The sequence below is a fragment of the Nocardia sp. Tas62D01 genome (genome assembly GCF_055232035.1).
In genome coordinates, this window is sequence record NZ_JBUYUZ010000001.1 from 6536002 (window position 1) to 6551739 (window position 15738).

Annotated in this window: 14 protein-coding genes and 3 pseudogenes; 11 read left to right on the plus strand and 6 right to left on the minus strand. The window is 66.0% G+C overall.

All coding sequences use genetic code 11. The features are described 5' to 3' along the window. The first annotated feature begins 96 nt into the window (after positions 1-96). Complete coding sequence (locus ACV7NQ_RS31185) at positions 97-1056, plus strand: serine/threonine-protein kinase (RefSeq protein ID WP_463362858.1); 960 nt, start codon at positions 97-99, stop codon at positions 1054-1056. Positions 1057-1535: 479 nt separating this feature from the next. Here ACV7NQ_RS31185 and ACV7NQ_RS31190 read toward each other — a convergent pair whose 3' ends face one another. The 4 genes from ACV7NQ_RS31190 to ACV7NQ_RS31205 form a co-directional block, all read right to left on the minus strand. Beyond that, positions 1536-1925 (minus strand): hypothetical protein, encoded by a 390-nt coding sequence (locus ACV7NQ_RS31190; RefSeq protein WP_463362859.1) that lies wholly within the window; start codon positions 1923-1925, stop codon positions 1536-1538. A 4-nt stretch (positions 1926-1929) separates the two neighbouring features. Beyond that, positions 1930-2193, minus strand: coding sequence for a hypothetical protein (locus tag ACV7NQ_RS31195; RefSeq protein ID WP_463362860.1), 264 nt, complete (start codon positions 2191-2193; stop codon positions 1930-1932). A gap of 111 nt (positions 2194-2304) precedes the next feature. Beyond that, on the minus strand, positions 2305-3534 hold the full coding sequence (locus tag ACV7NQ_RS31200; RefSeq protein WP_463365473.1) for an IS110 family RNA-guided transposase: 1230 nt from the start codon (positions 3532-3534) through the stop codon (positions 2305-2307). A gap of 338 nt (positions 3535-3872) precedes the next feature. Then, positions 3873-4766: a LysR family transcriptional regulator gene (locus ACV7NQ_RS31205; protein WP_463362861.1), complete on the minus strand. Its 894-nt coding sequence runs from the start codon at positions 4764-4766 to the stop codon at positions 3873-3875. Between the two features lie 197 nt (positions 4767-4963). On the opposite strand from ACV7NQ_RS31205, the gene ACV7NQ_RS31210 reads away from it, so the two are divergent. Further along, positions 4964-5755, plus strand: a complete 792-nt coding sequence (locus ACV7NQ_RS31210) for a YoaK family protein (protein ID WP_463362862.1) — start codon at positions 4964-4966, stop codon at positions 5753-5755. A 30-nt stretch (positions 5756-5785) separates the two neighbouring features. Then, positions 5786-5932: a hypothetical protein gene (locus tag ACV7NQ_RS31215; protein WP_463362863.1), complete on the plus strand. Its 147-nt coding sequence runs from the start codon at positions 5786-5788 to the stop codon at positions 5930-5932. A 170-nt stretch (positions 5933-6102) separates the two neighbouring features. Here ACV7NQ_RS31215 and ACV7NQ_RS31220 read toward each other — a convergent pair whose 3' ends face one another. Further along, entirely contained in the window at positions 6103-6327 is a 225-nt protein-coding gene (locus ACV7NQ_RS31220) for an ASCH domain-containing protein (protein ID WP_463362864.1), read from the minus strand. Positions 6328-6550: 223 nt separating this feature from the next. Between ACV7NQ_RS31220 and ACV7NQ_RS31225 the strand changes: the two are divergent. The 8 genes and pseudogenes from ACV7NQ_RS31225 (at position 6551) to ACV7NQ_RS31260 (ending at position 14051) form a co-directional block, all read left to right on the plus strand. Further along, a pseudogene (locus ACV7NQ_RS31225) lies at positions 6551-7656 on the plus strand (site-specific integrase). Beyond that, positions 7653-9158, plus strand: coding sequence for a tyrosine-type recombinase/integrase (locus ACV7NQ_RS31230; RefSeq protein WP_463362865.1), 1506 nt, complete (start codon positions 7653-7655; stop codon positions 9156-9158). The pseudogene ACV7NQ_RS31225 and the gene ACV7NQ_RS31230 overlap by 4 nt, the downstream one beginning before the upstream one ends. Then, positions 9148-9606 (plus strand): DUF6262 family protein, encoded by a 459-nt coding sequence (locus ACV7NQ_RS31235; protein ID WP_463362866.1) that lies wholly within the window; start codon positions 9148-9150, stop codon positions 9604-9606. The genes ACV7NQ_RS31230 and ACV7NQ_RS31235 overlap by 11 nt, the downstream gene beginning before the upstream one ends. Positions 9607-9841: 235 nt before the next feature. Further along, positions 9842-10270, plus strand: a pseudogene (locus ACV7NQ_RS31240) (group II intron maturase-specific domain-containing protein); the annotation flags it as partial. A 562-nt stretch (positions 10271-10832) separates the two neighbouring features. Continuing rightward, the gene (locus ACV7NQ_RS31245) at positions 10833-12143 is read left to right on the plus strand and encodes a tyrosine-type recombinase/integrase (protein ID WP_463362867.1); all 1311 of its coding nucleotides are present in this window, start codon (positions 10833-10835) and stop codon (positions 12141-12143) included. Further along, positions 12140-13066, plus strand: a complete 927-nt coding sequence (locus tag ACV7NQ_RS31250; protein WP_463362868.1) for a tyrosine-type recombinase/integrase — start codon at positions 12140-12142, stop codon at positions 13064-13066. Before ACV7NQ_RS31245 ends, ACV7NQ_RS31250 begins: the two co-directional genes overlap by 4 nt. Further along, positions 13063-13641: a tyrosine-type recombinase/integrase gene (locus ACV7NQ_RS31255; RefSeq protein WP_463362869.1), complete on the plus strand. Its 579-nt coding sequence runs from the start codon at positions 13063-13065 to the stop codon at positions 13639-13641. Before ACV7NQ_RS31250 ends, ACV7NQ_RS31255 begins: the two co-directional genes overlap by 4 nt. Positions 13642-13652: 11 nt before the next feature. Next, the gene (locus ACV7NQ_RS31260) at positions 13653-14051 is read left to right on the plus strand and encodes a tyrosine-type recombinase/integrase (protein WP_463365886.1); all 399 of its coding nucleotides are present in this window, start codon (positions 13653-13655) and stop codon (positions 14049-14051) included. Between the two features lie 247 nt (positions 14052-14298). Here the strand turns inward: ACV7NQ_RS31260 and ACV7NQ_RS31265 are convergent. Then, positions 14299-15643, minus strand: a pseudogene (locus tag ACV7NQ_RS31265) (IS110 family RNA-guided transposase). Positions 15644-15738 lie beyond the last annotated feature (95 nt).

The window sequence follows — 15738 nt, forward strand, 5'->3', positions numbered from 1 at the left end:
ATGTCGAGGGAGCGCGTCTTGCTGGCCATGGCCGGAGTGTATGAGATTGGGCAAACCCCGGCATGCAGGCGGACGCCGGCGCGTTATGGTGAGGCGGTGGCACTCGAGCCAGGTAACCAGTTTGCGGGATTCGTTGTGAAGGCCCGGCTGGGTCATGGCGGCAGCAGCGAGGTGTATCTGGCCGAGGATCCGGAACAGTCGCGGCCTGTGTCACTGAAGATTCTGGGGCCGGACGACAGCCGGTCACCCGAGGCGCGTGCGCGATTTGTGCACGAGTTCGACATCCTGTCCGCGCTGCGGCACCCCAACATCGTGCGGATGTACACGCACGGTGAAACCGACGGCAGGCTGTGGTCGGCACACGAGTACGTGGCAGGCGCGACGGCGTTGACGTTGGTGCGGATGCCGCACCAGCACCCGGATCTGCAGCGGGTGCTTCACGTGCTGATTCATGTCGCAGCAGGATTGGATTTCGCGCACGCCAACGGTGTGGTCCATCTCGACGTGAAACCGGCGAATGTGTTGGTCGGCGCGGACGAGCCCGCGACTGTGAAAATCTCGGACTTCGATTCGGCCCGGTGGCTGCACCGGCCCGAACCGCCCCTGGCCACCAACGGTTTCGTCGTCGTGTCGGTACCGTATGCCGCGCCGGAACTGCTTCAGGCGGGCACGGTGTCCCCGGCGACGGACCAGTATGCGCTGGCCTGCTCGGCCATCGAGTTGCTCACCGGCCGCCCGCCGTTCCCCCGCGCGAACCTCATGGCCACCGCACAGGCCCAACTGCATGACCCACCCTCCGAGGTCTCCGAGCGCCAACACTGGATCCCGCCCGAGGTCGACGCGATCCTGCAACGGTCGCTCGCAAAAGACCCCAGTGCCCGCTACGACTCGTGCACCGAACCCATCCGCCTGCTCACCGAGGCACTCCACGATATCGATCCCCGCCCTCTCGCCCCCTTACTGAACCGTCTGAAAGTGGCATTCACCCGATCGCATCTGCTGAATGCCACATTCAGACGGAAAGAAGGGGAGGCGTCCACCTTGGTGCGGTCCTGACCAGGCTGGCCGGTGTAGGCCAGGTCCGCGTCGATTGCGCGGCGCGCATACGTGCTGGCCACCAGGATCCAGTGGCCGGCGTCGACGAGCTGAGAAACGCCGAGGCCGAACATGACGCCCATGTTCCGGCTGGCGTGCTCGGACAAGTACGGCACCGCGATGTCAGCGAGCTCCGAGTGGACCGTCCACGCTTCCTCGCCTTCGGTCAGTGAGGTCTCGGGTGGGCCGGGCTGGGCCGCCTCGGGCGCGTCATCGGCCGCGGCCATCAGGCTCAGGTAGGTCTGCGCCTCGGCCAAGGTCCTCGCGGTCAGCATCAATTCGCTCCTGTATCCCGGTAGCTGCCACCGACGACGAGCAGTCGCCAGGAGGTCATGGTCTCCGTTGTCGAGCTCGAAGTCTGAAGACGGTCTTGGCCAACTCCGGGCCCTCCCTTGCTCAGTGGCGTTGTGCTTCCTTTGCAGGTTGTGTGCTGCAGTCGGTTACGCGTTCGTCGCTCGACGGGCGTCTGACCACCGATCCTGTTCACCTGCCGTGAGTGTCGAGGATCGATCGTTTCTCCGACACCGCTCCGCCCGAGACGCGTGTGTGCGGAAGCTCTGACTCGCAGCGTTATGTGGCGGTGTTTTCGCGGTGGCGCCGATGACGAGGGTGCTGCGGGCGGTTTCGACGACGTCGGCGGTGATGGTGTGGAGTTCGTTGATCTTCATGATGCGGTGGATCTGGGCGAAGAGTTTGTTCGCGCCGGTGAACAGGGGCGCCACTGAAGTCGTACAGTAATTGCTGATCACTGTCCGCGCTGCGGCCTTGACTTCCTCCGGCACACCGACCTCGCTCAGCTCCGACGCGATAGCCTCCAACTCCAGCGCCAACACTTCAGTCTGAAGCAGAGGCCGCGCTCAGGGCCGCGAATGTGTCGCTTGCCAGCTTTATGACCATCGCAGCGGCGACCTTCTCCGGATCAGGGCCATCACCGCCAGCGGCGGCCAGGGCGGTTGCGGACGTGGACCACACGACCTGTCCGGCGCCGTGGCGATAGTAGAGCGGGTGCAGTCCGGCCAAGTCCCCTAGCACGGTGACGGTGCGGCCCACCCGGGCCACCGTCAGATAGGACCCGGCCAGCGCGTCAGCTCGCGCCACTGCCCGGACGCCGCCAGATCCGGCGCCGCCGAGAGCTGAGCTGTACTCGCCCCACAATCGCCGACCACCGCCACCGCCGCCATCTTTTGAGACATCCCAGGGCTTAGCTTGTCAAGCTGCGGCTTGTTGATCTTGGGTGTGGTGTGTCCAGGCGGTGGTCTCGTTGTAGAGGGTTCCGGATTTGAGGCAGCCGTGGAGGATGCCCACGAGCCGGTTGGCGACCTGACGCAGGGCGGCACGGTGGGCTAGGCCGCGGGCGCGTTGCTTGTCGTAGTAGGCGCGGGCTCCCGGCGATACGTTGAGCGCACTGAATGCTTGGGCCATCAGCGCGTCGACGAGCCGGTCCTGGTGCACGAACCGGGCCGCGACGACCTTCATTTTCCCCGAGGCGCGGGTGATGGGGCTGGTCGCGGCATAGTTCTTGCGGGCCTTGGCGCTGGCGTAGCGGGTGGGGTCGTCCCCGAACTCGGCGAGCACCCGGGCGCCGAGGATCTTGCCCAGTCCTGGCTGGGACAAGATGATCTCAGCGGCCGGGTGCCGGCCAAAATGGGCCTCGACCTCCCCTTGCAGGACTTTCACCTGCTCGTCGAGGGTGGCCAGGACCGCGACCGCGGCGCGGGTCCCTGCCGCGTAGGCCGCCGCGATGACCTGGTTGCGGCCCAGCTGCTCGCTGCGCAGGATTGCCTGGATACGGGCGGCTCTAGCGTCGAGGTCGCCGCGGCGGCCGGCCCGCTTCAGCGCGGCCCGGATCTGGTTGAGCGACAACCGCGCCGCGGCGGCCGGGTCGGGTGCCTTGCCGAGCAGCTCCAGGGCGTCGGGAGCGTCGAGGTCGTCGAACGCTTCCAAAGCGGCGGGGAAGTACTCCCGCAACGCGTACCGTAACCGCTGCGTGTGGCGGGTGCGTTCCCAGATCAACGTTTTATGTGCTCGCGCAACAACTTTCACCGCTTCTGCGGCGGGACTGTCCCCGGCGACCGGACGCAACTGGTGCGCGTCGGTACGGACCATGTCGGCAAGGGTATGCGCGTCGGCGGCATCGCTCTTCGCACCCGAAACGCTGCGGCGTTCCCGGAACCGGGCCGCCTGCAACGGGTTCACCGCGTACACCGTGTAGCCGGCCGCGATCAACGCCGCGACCCACGGGCCACGATCGGTTTCGATCCCGATCCGTACCTGCGCGGCATCGGCGTCGTCGCCGAGGTGTTCACCGATCATGGCGTGCAGCCGGGTGATCCCGGCGATCCCTTCCGGTAATCGAGCCTTGGCCAGCCGTTTCCCGGCCTCATCCATCAGCTCGACATCGTGGTGGTCCTCGGCCCAGTCATCACCGACCAGCAGCACAGCTGTTCCCTCTTCATCGTTGTCGGACACCAAATCCGGCAGCGTGCGGGAGAACGTCGGCGACCTAATGAATCGGTGCTCACGCCGTCATGCGGCAGGCACGACATCCCATCAGCGATCCATTTCTCCCGGCCGACCGGCAGGGGCACGATCTCAAAGCAGGACTCGAAGTCCGGGGCCAATCAGTGCTCACCTACCAGCCGCTACCAGTAGCGAGTCTGCCCGATCGACCGACCCGCTACATCTCATTAGGGTGCTGTTGTTCAGGCTGTGGGTATGAGGTTGTCCTGGTAGCGGTGTTGGTGGTTGCGGTTGAGGTCTTGCTTCTCGTGCCAGGTCTAGGTACGGGAGCCAGCGGCATTGTTCGCCGTGGCGGTGAGGGCGTCGAGGAGAGCTTCGGTGGCCGCCGTGGGGCGGCGGCGGGCGCTGACGGCCACGGACAGTTGCCATGTCAGACCCGGTGCGTCGAGAGGGATCACGAGCAGGCCGTCGCCGCCGGTCGCCACCGAGGCGGGCAGCAGAGTCGTGCCGAAGCCGGCGCCGACGAGCTTGGTCATCAGCCCGTAGTCGGCGACTTCGGTCGCTGACTGCGCCGGGCCGAGCACCCGGTCCACGGTGTCCCGCATTCCCCAGCCCGGTGGGAAACGCAGGATCGGCTCGGCCGACAGGTCGGGCAGCGTGATCGTGGCACGTCCGGCCAGTGGGTGGTCCGCGCGGCAGGTGAACACCAGCGGTTCCTCGATCAGCGGCCTGAACATGATCCCGTCGGGCTGCCGCTCGCTGCTGGCCGTCAGCGCGATGTCCAGCGAACCGTCCAGGATCGCCCGCAGGTTACCCGTGGAGCCGGCCGATGACTGGCGGAGCTGGACAACGACCTCCGGATGGCGGGTCCGTAGGTCGGTAAGCACCGTGGCGAGGTCGAGCGGTCCTGTGCTGAACGTACTGCCGAGCACGACCGTCCCCCGTACCCGGCCCGAGGCGGCGTGGACTTCGTCCCGCGCGCTCCGTACGGCGTTCAGCACGCGCTGGGCGGCGGTACGGAGGGCGTCCCCGTGCTCGGTCAGGGCGACGGGCGTGACCGAGCGGTCGAACAGCGGTACGCCCAAGTCCCGCTCCAGCCGGGCGATCGCGCTGGACATCGCGGACTGCACGATGTGCGCCTTGCGGGCCGCGGCGGTGAAGCTCCCGGTCTCGCAGCAGGCGAGGAAGTACTCGAGTTCGCGGATCTCCATGGCCGGAGTCTAGGGCGCGTCATCGATAAAATCGATGAGGTCCAGCACTTGTGATCGTTGGACATGATGAGGAGGCGTGGCGGACGCTTGAGACGCCATCCGACGGGGCGTAGGCGGAGCAGGTGGCCCGCCGCCTCGCCCCGGCCTCGACCGCTGCCCCGCCCCTCCACCCCCGGCCCGTCAAAAAGAAAGCCGCCATGGCCGTCTCCTCCCCCCTCAACAGCCGCCCGACGGTGGCCGCGATGCTGGTGCTGACCGCGGTGACCGGACTCATCGACACCTTCAGCTATCTCCAACTCGGACACGTCTTCGTCGCCTTTATGACCGGCAACGTCATCTTTCTCGGCGCCGGCCTGCGACCGGGCGCCCATCCGGAGGTGGCCGCGGCGGTGGCCGCCTCGGCCACCGCCCTCGCCGGGTTCGTCCTGGGATCGCTCACCGGCGGTCGTATCGCCGCCCACCTGTCCCGCCGGCCGCGCCGCTGGCTGGTCGCGGCCCTGGCCGCCGAAGCGGTCATACTCGCCCTCGTCGCACTGCTCACCGGCGGTGGGCAGGCCACACCCGGCGGGCGCGGCGCGTACGCATCCATCGCATTGCTCGCTCTGGCGGCCGGGCTCCAGAACAGCACGGTCCGCCACTTCGGTGTACGCGACCTCAACACGTCCGTGCTGACGTTGACCCTCACCGGGCTGACCGCCGACAGTGCCCTCGGCGGGGGGTCCGGGGCGAAGGCCCACCGCCGGCTCGGCTCGGTCGCTGCGATGCTCGGCGGCGCCGCGGTCGGAGCAACCCTGCTCCAGGAGTCGGCCACGTCAGTCGTCGCCCTCGCCGCGGTCTTGGTCGCGCTGGTCTCCGGCGCCTTCGCGACCGGGCGGTCGCCGGCCTCGGGAACGTCGGGAACCGACGCCGTAACGCGGGCAGACGTCTCGACCAGCACCACACCTCGGACCCGCAATCTGCGAGCACGGTGGGAACCGTCAGCGCCATAGCGGCTGAGAACCCAAGAAAAGGCACCACCGATGAACAAACGGAACAAGATCATCGCAGCCTTCACCGCGGCGCTCGCGGCGGGCACGATCGGCGTCGGCATCACCACCGCCCATGCCGCTCCGCCGACGGCGCCCCCGTCGGCTGAGGAGATCCTATCCACCCTCGCCAACCTCTGACGCGAAGATTCCTCTCGTGGCGGGTAGTTGGAGTCAGCCGACGCGGTCGAGGGTTACGTGGTAGCCCAGGGCTTGGAGGCTTCACGAAAGACTCTCGGAAGCGGGCAGGCGCGAAGCTGCCACCGCGCACCGCCCCCCGGCGAGGTGAGGCGGTTTATGGTGCGACAGGTTCAGGACTGCGAAGCGTCCGGCACATCGAGGTACCGCGACCTGATTCGGGTGACGGTGGCCTCGGGTGTGCAGCCTTTGTGGGTTCTGCAGAAGAACTCCACGAACTTCTCCGGTGTCATGTCCGGGAAGCCCTCGGCCTGGACCTCGTCGGGGGTGATGGCGTTCAGGCGTTCACGACGGACGTCGAGGACTTCGACGTCGACGATGCGTACCAGCGGGTCCACGGCCCGGCGGCCCATGACCTTGCGGCACAGAGATCCACTGCGCCTCAGGTCATCCGCTCATAGCCCGCTGACCGCGCGGTGCGATGGGACAAAAACGATCGTTATCTAGAGCCTTCAGGGCTGTGTCGTTGGTGTTGAGCACGAGGGTCTCGGCTCCCTGGATTCGTGTGGTGGACGTGGTTACCTACAGCTCGTCCATCTCGCGGATTGCTTTGGAGGAGCGATGCATGTGGTGCGTGTGCTGTCCCCGATCTCGCGGCGTGAGTCGTGGACGGTCCTCGGCGACGACGGGCCGGTGGCTCCGGTCGAGCGGTATCTGGCGTATTTGGCCGATATCGAGCGATCGCCGAACACCGTCAAGGCGTATGCGCATGATCTGAAGGACTGGTTCGTCTTCCTCGGTCGACGTGAGCTGGACTGGCAGGCGGTCCATCTGGAGGACGTCGCGGAATTCGTGTCCTGGCTGCGTCGCCCGCCACTGGCCCGGGACGGGGCGGTGGCCGTGCTGCCGTCGGTGGAGCATCACTGCGCGGAATCGACAGTGAACAGGAAGCTGTCGGCGGTGAGCGCTTTCTACCAGCACGCCGCCCGAAACGGTGTGGACCTGGGCGAATTGATGGTGACGTGGCAACCGGGCGGGCGGCGCGGAACCGGCTGGAAGCCGTTTCTGCACCACATCACCAAAGGCGAGCCGCACGCACGGCGGGCGATCGCACTGAAGGCTCCGCGGAAGCTTCCACGGGTGCTGACCGTCAACGAGATTCAGGCGATTCTCGACGCGTGTGACCGGTTGCGGGACCGGTTCCTGTTTGCCCTGCTGCACGAGACCGGCATGCGGGTCGGTGAAGCTCTCGGCCTGCGCCATGAGGACTGGCCGCCGCCGAACGGGAGGTCGTGGTGGTGCCGCGAGACAACGACAACGGCGCACGAACCAAATCGCAACGGCGACGGTCCATTCCGGTCAGCGCCGAGCTGATCCGCCTCTACGCCGACTACCTGCACACCGAATATGGAGACCTGGACTCGGACTATGTGTTCGTCAACCTCTGGGCCGCACCGCACGGACACCCTTGGTCGTATCCAGCGGTCTACGACCTGGTTCGTCGACTGCGCCGGCGGACCGGCATCGACTTCGATCCGCATTGGTGTCGACACACCGCTGCCACCCGGATGCTGCGCGACGGAGTGCCGATCGAGGTCGTCTCCAAGATCCTCGGTCACGCTGATCTGACCGTCACCTCGACCGTTTACGGGCACCTCACCATCGAAGACGCTCGGCGAGTTCTGGAACAGGCTGGCTGGTTCACCGGAAACGAGGTGAAGCTGTGAATCCCGTCGCCGAGGTCACCAGCATCACCGTGGCCAGCGGGGCACGGCGAACCCCGCTGGCCGGTACCGGCCGCCAGCACGATGACCCCTGGGTGGATGAATACAGCCGCGATATCTGGGATCTGCGTCGCCTCGGAGCCCGCCGCCAACCCAGCCACCAGTCTTACCTCCATTTCGACGTGATTCCCCAGCCCTGGCTGAAAGAGCTGGCCAAGCGCTGGGCTCGGTGGCGAATATCGACTGGGAAGACCGCAGCGACAGCAGCATTGGGAACCAACGCTGTCACGCAATTCGCCGTGTTCCTCGCCTCGCAACCGACTCCGGTCGACTGCTTGGCCGATGTCGACCGGCCCCTTCTCGAGCGCTATCTGGCCTTTCTGCACGCGACCTGCGGCGGGCGCGTCATGCACCGGCACCTGATCGGTCAGCTCAATCAGTTCCTGACCGCGATCCGTCAACACGGCTGGGACACAACACTCCCGGTCAACGCCATGTTCTTCCCCGAGGACTATCCCAAAGAAGGTGAATGGCTGCCCCGCGCGCTCAGCGACCATGTCATGGCGCAGCTGGAGCGCCCCGACAACCTCGACCGCTGGAACATCCCCGCCTATCGGCTGGTGACCCTGATCCTCATGCGCTGCGGACTCCGGGTCATCGACGCACTCGGACTGACCGTCGACTGCGTGGTCCGCGGCAGCGACGGCGCACCCTACCTGCGGTATTTCAACCACAAGATGCGCCGTGAAGCGCTGGTGCCGATCGACGACGAACTGGAGCAGTCCATCACCGGACACCTGCAACAGTTGAAAACCCAATGGCCGCAGGGCGTTTCGAGGTTGTTCCCGAAACCTCGGAACAACCCCGACGGCCGACTGCCGATGGACGGGTCGGCATACCGCCGCGCCCTGCAGCGCTGGCTGGCCAGCTGCGCCATTCAAGACGAGCACGGTCAGCGAATTCGGATCACGCCCCACCAATGGCGGCACACCCTGGGGACGCAGCTGATCAACCGTGACGTTCCGCAAGAGGTTGTCCGGCGGATCCTCGATCACGACTCCCACATGATGACCGCCCGCTATGCGCGGCTGTCCGACACCACCATCCGCCGGCACTGGGAAGCCGCCCGCAAGGTCGGAATCACCGGCGAGACAGTCACTCTCGACCCCGACGGCCCACTCGCCGAAGCGGCCTGGGCCAAACAACGCGTCGGACGAGCAACCCAGGCTCTTCCCAACGGATATTGCTCATTGCCGCTGGTGAAGACCTGTCCGCACGCCAACGCTTGTTTGACGTGTCCGATGTTCGTCACGACCGCCGAGTTCCTTCCCCAGCACCGGCACCAACAGCAGCAGGTCATCGAGCTGATCTCATCGGCCGAGGCGCGCGGTCAACAGCGCCTCGCCGAGATGAACCGGCAGGTGCTGGGCAACCTGACCAACATCATCACCACGCTTGAAACTGAACCCGACCCAGCAGCGCAGGGAACGCCGAATGCGAGCTGACAACACCCGTCACCTTCTCGCCGCCGCCCGCCACCGGCACGAACTGGCCCGCAGCAAGGCGATCCGAGCCATCCGTGAACTCGACGCCGCTGGAGCGGCCGTGACGTTTCAGACCGTTGCCGCCGCAGCCGAGGTGTCACGGTCCTGGCTCTACTCCCAGCCCGATATCCGAACCGAAGTCCAACGCCTTCGTGAGCTGAATCGCCGCGCACCGGCCACATCGGTGCCAGCGCATCACCGCAGCAGCGATTCCTCGCTAATCCGCCGCCTGGAAGTCGCCAACGCCCGCAACCGGGAACTGGCCGAGGACAACCAGCGGCTACGCCGACAACTCGCCCAGGCTCTTGGGCAACTACGGCATGCGGGCATTCGCCCCGTCCCGGAAGCCACCGCGCCCCCACCGACCCGCAGCCGACATCGCACTTCCATAACGATCAGGCCCTGCTGACCAACCCTCTTCACGCCTGGCATCTGTTCGTCGGAGACACCGTCTCCGACGAACAGAGCCAGGTCAGCAGTCCACGACCGCAGAAGGCTCTAGATAACGATCGTTCACGAGACACATTGCACGGCAGGATGTTTCCGCGGGAGCGGAGCGTAAAGATTGCCGTGTACGCGGCAGCGTCAACCTGTCGGGGGTTACCGATACGCTCCGCGGTCATGCGAAATAAGCAGATGATTTCGTGGCTATGTGTCACAGTCGAGAGCAGGCGGAACAGATCCGGCAACGGCTCGAACAGTGGTTTGCCCCAAGGGGTTTGACGTTCAACGAGGCAAAGACACGTATCGTTCACGCCTCGGACGGCTTCGACTTCCTGGGATACAACGTCCGCCGCTATCACACGCAGCGCGGCGGCAAGCTGCTCATCAAACCGAGCAAGGAGTCGAGCACCAAGATGCAGCGGCGACTGACCGTCGAGATGCGGTCCCTGCGCGGGGCCGGTCCGGCGGACATCGCTAGGCGGCTCAACCCGATCATCCGGGGTTGGACCGCTTATCACCGGCCGGTCGTGGCCAGTGAGGCTTTCGCCAAGCTGGACAACCACCTATGGCCACTCACATATCGGTGGGCGCTGCGTCGCCATCCGCTGAAGTCGCAGCGGTGGATTGCCTCCCGGTATTACGGTCGATTCGACAAATCCAGGAAAGATCGGTGGGTGTTCGGCGACCGCATCAGCGGCGTCTATCTCCATCGGTTCGCCTGGACAAAGATCGTTCGGCACGTGATGGTCACCGGCTGGGCATCTCCGGACGACCCGGCTCTGGTCCAGTACTGGACCGAACGGCGCCGCAAGCGGCAACCCCCACCGCTGGCACCGTCCACCATGCTCCGCATCAAGGCGCAGCACGGACGATGCCCTCTCTGCGCGGGACTACCTGCTGTTCGCCGACCACGAACCACAATCCCCCAGCCAGTGGGAACAATGGTTCACCACGATCCGCACGGCGATAAAACGTCAACTCATCGTCGCCGGAACGAACGGTCAGCCGAACGAGTACTACCGCCTCATACACGCCCATTGCCAGCGTCGACAACCAGCCGATACCAGCACGGGCACAAACAGTTTCGGCAAAGCCAGCACGCCCCAGCGGCCTGCTTGAGCCGGTTGCGGGGAATATCCCGAGCCCCGGATTATGCCGAGTGGATGATCATTCCTGCTGGTGATGGCCTGAATGCTGGGTCGCGGTTCGGCATATTCCGGTCGGCTGATCGGGTTGATGCTGGTTTCACCGGAACAGGGTGTCCCGGTGAAGGAGGCGTGGATCATGAACAGGCCGTCACCGTGGCGGGTGGGTGTGTCGGGGCCGCTGCAGGTGTATGTCGCGGGGTTCCGTACGGACCTGCTCGAGCTGGGGTATTCGGAGCGGTCGTGTGCTGAGCACCTGCTGCGGATGGCTCACCTGAGCAGTTGGCTGGCCGAGATCGGTTTGCCGCCTGAGGAATTGGTGATGCCGCAGGTCGAGCGATTCCTGGAGGTTCGTATGGACCGTAGTTGGGTCGACCGGACGTTGACGGTGAAGGGGATGCAGCCGCTGCTCGATCATTTGCGCGGCGTCGGTGTCGTGCCTGCGGCGGAGCCGGTGCAGCGCCTTTGTGGTGGGCGGGACCTGGTGATCGAGCAGTTCGTTGCCTATCTGGTCGCCGAGCGCGGGTTGGCGGCGTCGACTGTCGGTAACTACCGCAAGGTCGCCGAGCGGTTCCTGGGCGAATGTCATTGGGAGCCGGGTGATCCGGCGTTCCTGTCGGGTGGGTCGGTGAACGCTTTCGTGCTGGGTGAGGCTTCCCGGCGCAACAGGGGATCGTTGAACACGGTGACCACCGGATTGCGGGCGTTGCTGAGATTCCTGTATCTCCACGCGCATACGTCCGCCCTGCTGGTGGACGCGGTCCCGGTCGCGCCGAGCTGGCGTGATCAGGGTGTGGTGCGTGCCGTGCCCGCCGACCATGTCGCCGGGATGCTCTCCTGTTGTGATCGGCGAACCCGCGTCGGGCTGCGGGACTACGCCGTCCTCGAGGTACTTGCAAGGCTGGGTTTGCGGCGGTCGGAAGTGGCCGGCCTGACCGTGGACGATATTCGCTGGCGCGCCGGGGAATTGATGGTAACGGGCAAGGGTAACCGGCGTGAAGCGCTGCCGGTGCCGGTCGATGTCGGCGAAGCGATCGCCGATTACTGCCGTGACGGCAGACGAGGCGGTGGCTCCCGCAGCCTGTTCCTGGGCTCGCTGGCGCCGTGGGAGCCGTTGTCGCCCAGCGGTGTCAGCCAGATCGTGGCCCGCGCCTGCACCCGCGCCGGGTTACCGGTTGTCGGCGCGCATCGGTTGCGTCACACGGCGGCCACCGAGATGCGTGCCGCCGGCGCACCGCTGCTGGAAATCGGGCAGGTGCTTCGGCACCGGAACACGGCCACCACCATGCTCTACGCCCGTGAGGACATGACCGCGTTGCGAGTGGTCGCCCGCTCATGGCCTGGGAGCCGGAAATGAGTCCCGAACTGCATGCCCGCGTCGATGAATACCTGCGGATCCGGCGGGGGCTGGGGTTCAAACTCGACGACCACGCCCGTCTGCTGCCGGCGTTCATCACTCATCTCGAACGCACCGGCGCGTCCATGCCGACCGTTGAGGCTGCATTGGATTGGGCCACCGGACCCCAAGGGGTTCAACCGTTTCGCTGGAAACAGCGGCTGACCGTCGTGCGTGGTTTCCTGCGCTGGCTGCACGGTATCGACCCGGCGGTGCCGGTGCCGCCGCGTGATCTGCTGGCCTATCGGCGCCGGCGCCCGACACCGTATGTGATGTCGGCCGACGACATCACTGCCCTTCTGGACGCGGCGGCTAGGCGGCCCCGGCTGTTGAGCGCGGCGACCTACTACACGTTGTTCGGGCTGCTGGCCGTGACCGGCATGCGGGTGGGCGAAGCCGTGGGGTTGGACATCGATGATGTCGATCTCGACGCTGCGGTGATCACGATCCGCCAGACCAAGTATCGCAAGCAGCGGCGCATCCCGGTGCACGCCACAACCGTTGCGGCACTGCGCGATTACACGCAGGTGCGTCGACGCTTGTGTCCGCGTCCGGCAGCGCGGTGCTTCTTCGTGTCCAGCCGTGCCGGGCGGATCACCACCCGCCGGGCTAATGCGATGTTCGCCCGCATCGTCGCCGCGGCCGGGCTGGCGCCCCACAACGGGGCACTGCCCCGCGTCCACGACCTGCGGCACAGCTTCACCGTCGCAACGTTGATCGACTGGTATCGCGACGACGCGGACGTCGCCGCCCGGATGCCGTCGCTGTCGGCCTACCTCGGTCACGTCGGACCGTCGTCGACCTACTGGTATCTGCAGGCCACCCCGGAGCTGCTGGCGGTGGCCGGGCAATGGCTCCAACAGCATCGAGGACAACGGCCATGACCGCCCTGGCACCCACCCTCGAAGCGTTCTTCACTCACCGGCTGACGGTTCAACGTGACGCCAGCCCGCACACCATCACCGCCTACCGCGATACCCTGCGGCTGCTGCTTGTCTTCGCCCGCGACCACACCGGCAAACAGCCATCGGTGCTCGACGTCGCTGACATCGACGCGCCCCTGGTCGCCGCGTTCCTCACGCACCTGGAAACCGAACGCGGCAACAGCATCTCCACCCGCAACGCCCGGCTCACCGCCATCCACTCCCTGTTCCGCTACGCCGCACTGCAGCATCCCGAACATGCCGAACAGATCCAGCGAGTGCTGGCCATCCCCGCCAAACGCCACGACCAGAAAATCGTCTGCTACCTGGCCCGAGACGAGATCGACGCGCTGCTGGCAGCTCCCGGCACCGACACCTGGTTCGGCCGGCGAGACCAGGCCCTGCTCACGCTGGCGGTCCAGACCGGCATACGGGTCTCGGAAATAACCCGACTCGTCCGCACCGATCTTCACCTCGGCGGCGGCGCTCACGTCCGCTGCCACGGCAAGGACGCAAAGAACGCGCCACACCCCTGACCAGCCACACCATCACCGCACTCACCAACTGGCTTCACGAAAACGACTGTGGTCCCACCGATCCCGTCTTCCCCACCCGCCGCGGGCACCCCCTGAGCACCGACGCGGTCGCCTCGCTGCTGACCAAACACACCGCCACCGCGGCCCAGCAATGCCCATCACTGCACGTCAAACATGTCACACCCCACACCCTGCGCCACACCGCTGCCATGCAGCTGCTCCACAGCGGCGTCGACACCTCCGTCATCGCGCTCTGGCTCGGTCACGAAAGCGTCGAGACCACCCAGATCTACCTGCACGCCGACCTTGCCCTGAAGGAGAAAGCTCTCGCCCGGATCGCCCCGCCCTCAACACCACCCGGACGCTATCGGCCCAACGACACCCTGCTCGCCTTCCTCGAAGCACTCTGAATATGCCGAGCCCGCGACCACCACCATCACAGTGACCTGCGACTATGCCGAGCAGCTACGGTCCACTCGGCATAATCCGGGGCTCGGGATATTCCCCGCTATGCCGAACTCGGCATAGACGGGAAATCTCGCATGGCCGGTTCTGACCGGTAAATGACCCAATGGTGACCAGACACGGCGAAGCCGCCCGGCGATGCGAAGCGAGCCGTCGGGTGGTCTTTGAACTGTTCAGTTGTGGGCCGTTCGTTCACGCGGCGCTGGTGGCCTCCAGGGTGACGGTGTATCCCAGCGCGGCGAGTTGGGCGGACAGGTTGCGGACTTTGCGGCCGGTGTCGATGCGGCTCGCGTGGTAGCCGGGCCCGAGGTCGTTGAATCGGAGGCCGGGATCGGCGACCAGATGCCAGACGATGACCAGGATCGACCGCGCCACCGCGACCAGGGCCTTGCCTTTGCCTCGGCGTTTGACGATCCGCCGGTATTTCTCGCCGAGGAAGGTGTTGGTGCGGGCGGCCGCGGCGGCGGCGTCGCCGAGCGCGGCCTTCAGATACGGGTTGCCCTTGCCGGTTCTGCCGCCGTGGTGTTTTGCACCGGACTGCACGGTCGTGGGCGAGAAGTTTCGCCCACGACGCGAGATGGCCGGCGGTGAGGAACACGCTCATGTCCACCCCGATTTCGGCGAGGATGATCTGGGCGTTGAGCGGCCCGATGCCGGTGATTTCGTCCAGCCGCGCAGCCAGCAGCGTCGCGGTGGCCTGTGTCTTGGGGCCGTCCGGGTCGTCGTTCTCGGTAAACTCGATGTCGATCTCGCTCAACAGTTTCTCGACCCGGGCGGTGATCGTGTCGATCTGGGCGCTCAACGCGTCGATCTGGTCGAGCAGCATCCGCGCCAACTCGCCATGATGGGCGTCGAAGCGCCCCATGAGGGCCTCCACCAGGGCGTCGTGCTTGAGCCGCATCGTCGATCGCGCCAGACCCGCGAGCTTGTATGGGTCGCGTTCACCCGCGATCAGCGCTTCGATCATGTCGCGGCACGACATAGTGTTCAACGACGACGCCACCGACGAGATCTTGATCAACGCGTCCTCGAGCAGCTTCTCCAGCCGCTGCCAGTACCGGGTCCGGTCGTGCACGAGATCGGCCCGCATCCGGGTGTAGTCCCGCAACTCCCGGATCGCCGGCGGTGGTACGAAACTGGGGCGCAGCATGCCACGTTCGGTGAGTTTCGCCAGGCACACCGAATCTAGCTTGTCGGTCTTCGGCCGGCCCGGCACGTTCTTCACGTCGCGGGCGTTGACCAACTGCACCGACAACCCCGCCGCCTCCAGCAGATAAAACCAGATCCGCCAATAATCGCCCGTGGATTCGAGGGTGACCTTCTCAATCCCCTTCGCCACCAACGACTCCGACAGCTCCATCACGGCGTTCATCGTCGCGGGCACCTCCCGGACCTCACTCGACCGGCGCTTACCGCCATCAGCCGGCGGAACCCAGACACACACCGACGCCAACGCCTTGCCCACGTCGATCCCGCACACCCGCCGCAGGACCAGCTCATGATCGGCGTCTACGATCACTTCCGCGGTCGCCGCCACCGGTTTCTTCTTCCTCACCCTCGCTACCTCCAGCAGTCGACACCATCGAGAGGCCACCCGGGGGCCGCGGTCGAAGAAACCGAAAATCCGACCGG

Coding starts and splice junctions, on each gene's coding strand:
- ACV7NQ_RS31205 (WP_463362861.1), bottom strand. CDS start 4,766: ATGGAGATCCGCGAACTCGAGTACTTCCTCGCCTGCTGCGAGACCGGG.
- ACV7NQ_RS31210 (WP_463362862.1), top strand. CDS start 4,964: ATGGCCGTCTCCTCCCCCCTCAACAGCCGCCCGACGGTGGCCGCGATG.
- ACV7NQ_RS31215 (WP_463362863.1), top strand. CDS start 5,786: ATGAACAAACGGAACAAGATCATCGCAGCCTTCACCGCGGCGCTCGCG.
- ACV7NQ_RS31235 (WP_463362866.1), top strand. CDS start 9,148: ATGCGAGCTGACAACACCCGTCACCTTCTCGCCGCCGCCCGCCACCGG.
- ACV7NQ_RS31245 (WP_463362867.1), top strand. CDS start 10,833: ATGCTGGGTCGCGGTTCGGCATATTCCGGTCGGCTGATCGGGTTGATG.
- ACV7NQ_RS31250 (WP_463362868.1), top strand. CDS start 12,140: ATGAGTCCCGAACTGCATGCCCGCGTCGATGAATACCTGCGGATCCGG.
- ACV7NQ_RS31255 (WP_463362869.1), top strand. CDS start 13,063: ATGACCGCCCTGGCACCCACCCTCGAAGCGTTCTTCACTCACCGGCTG.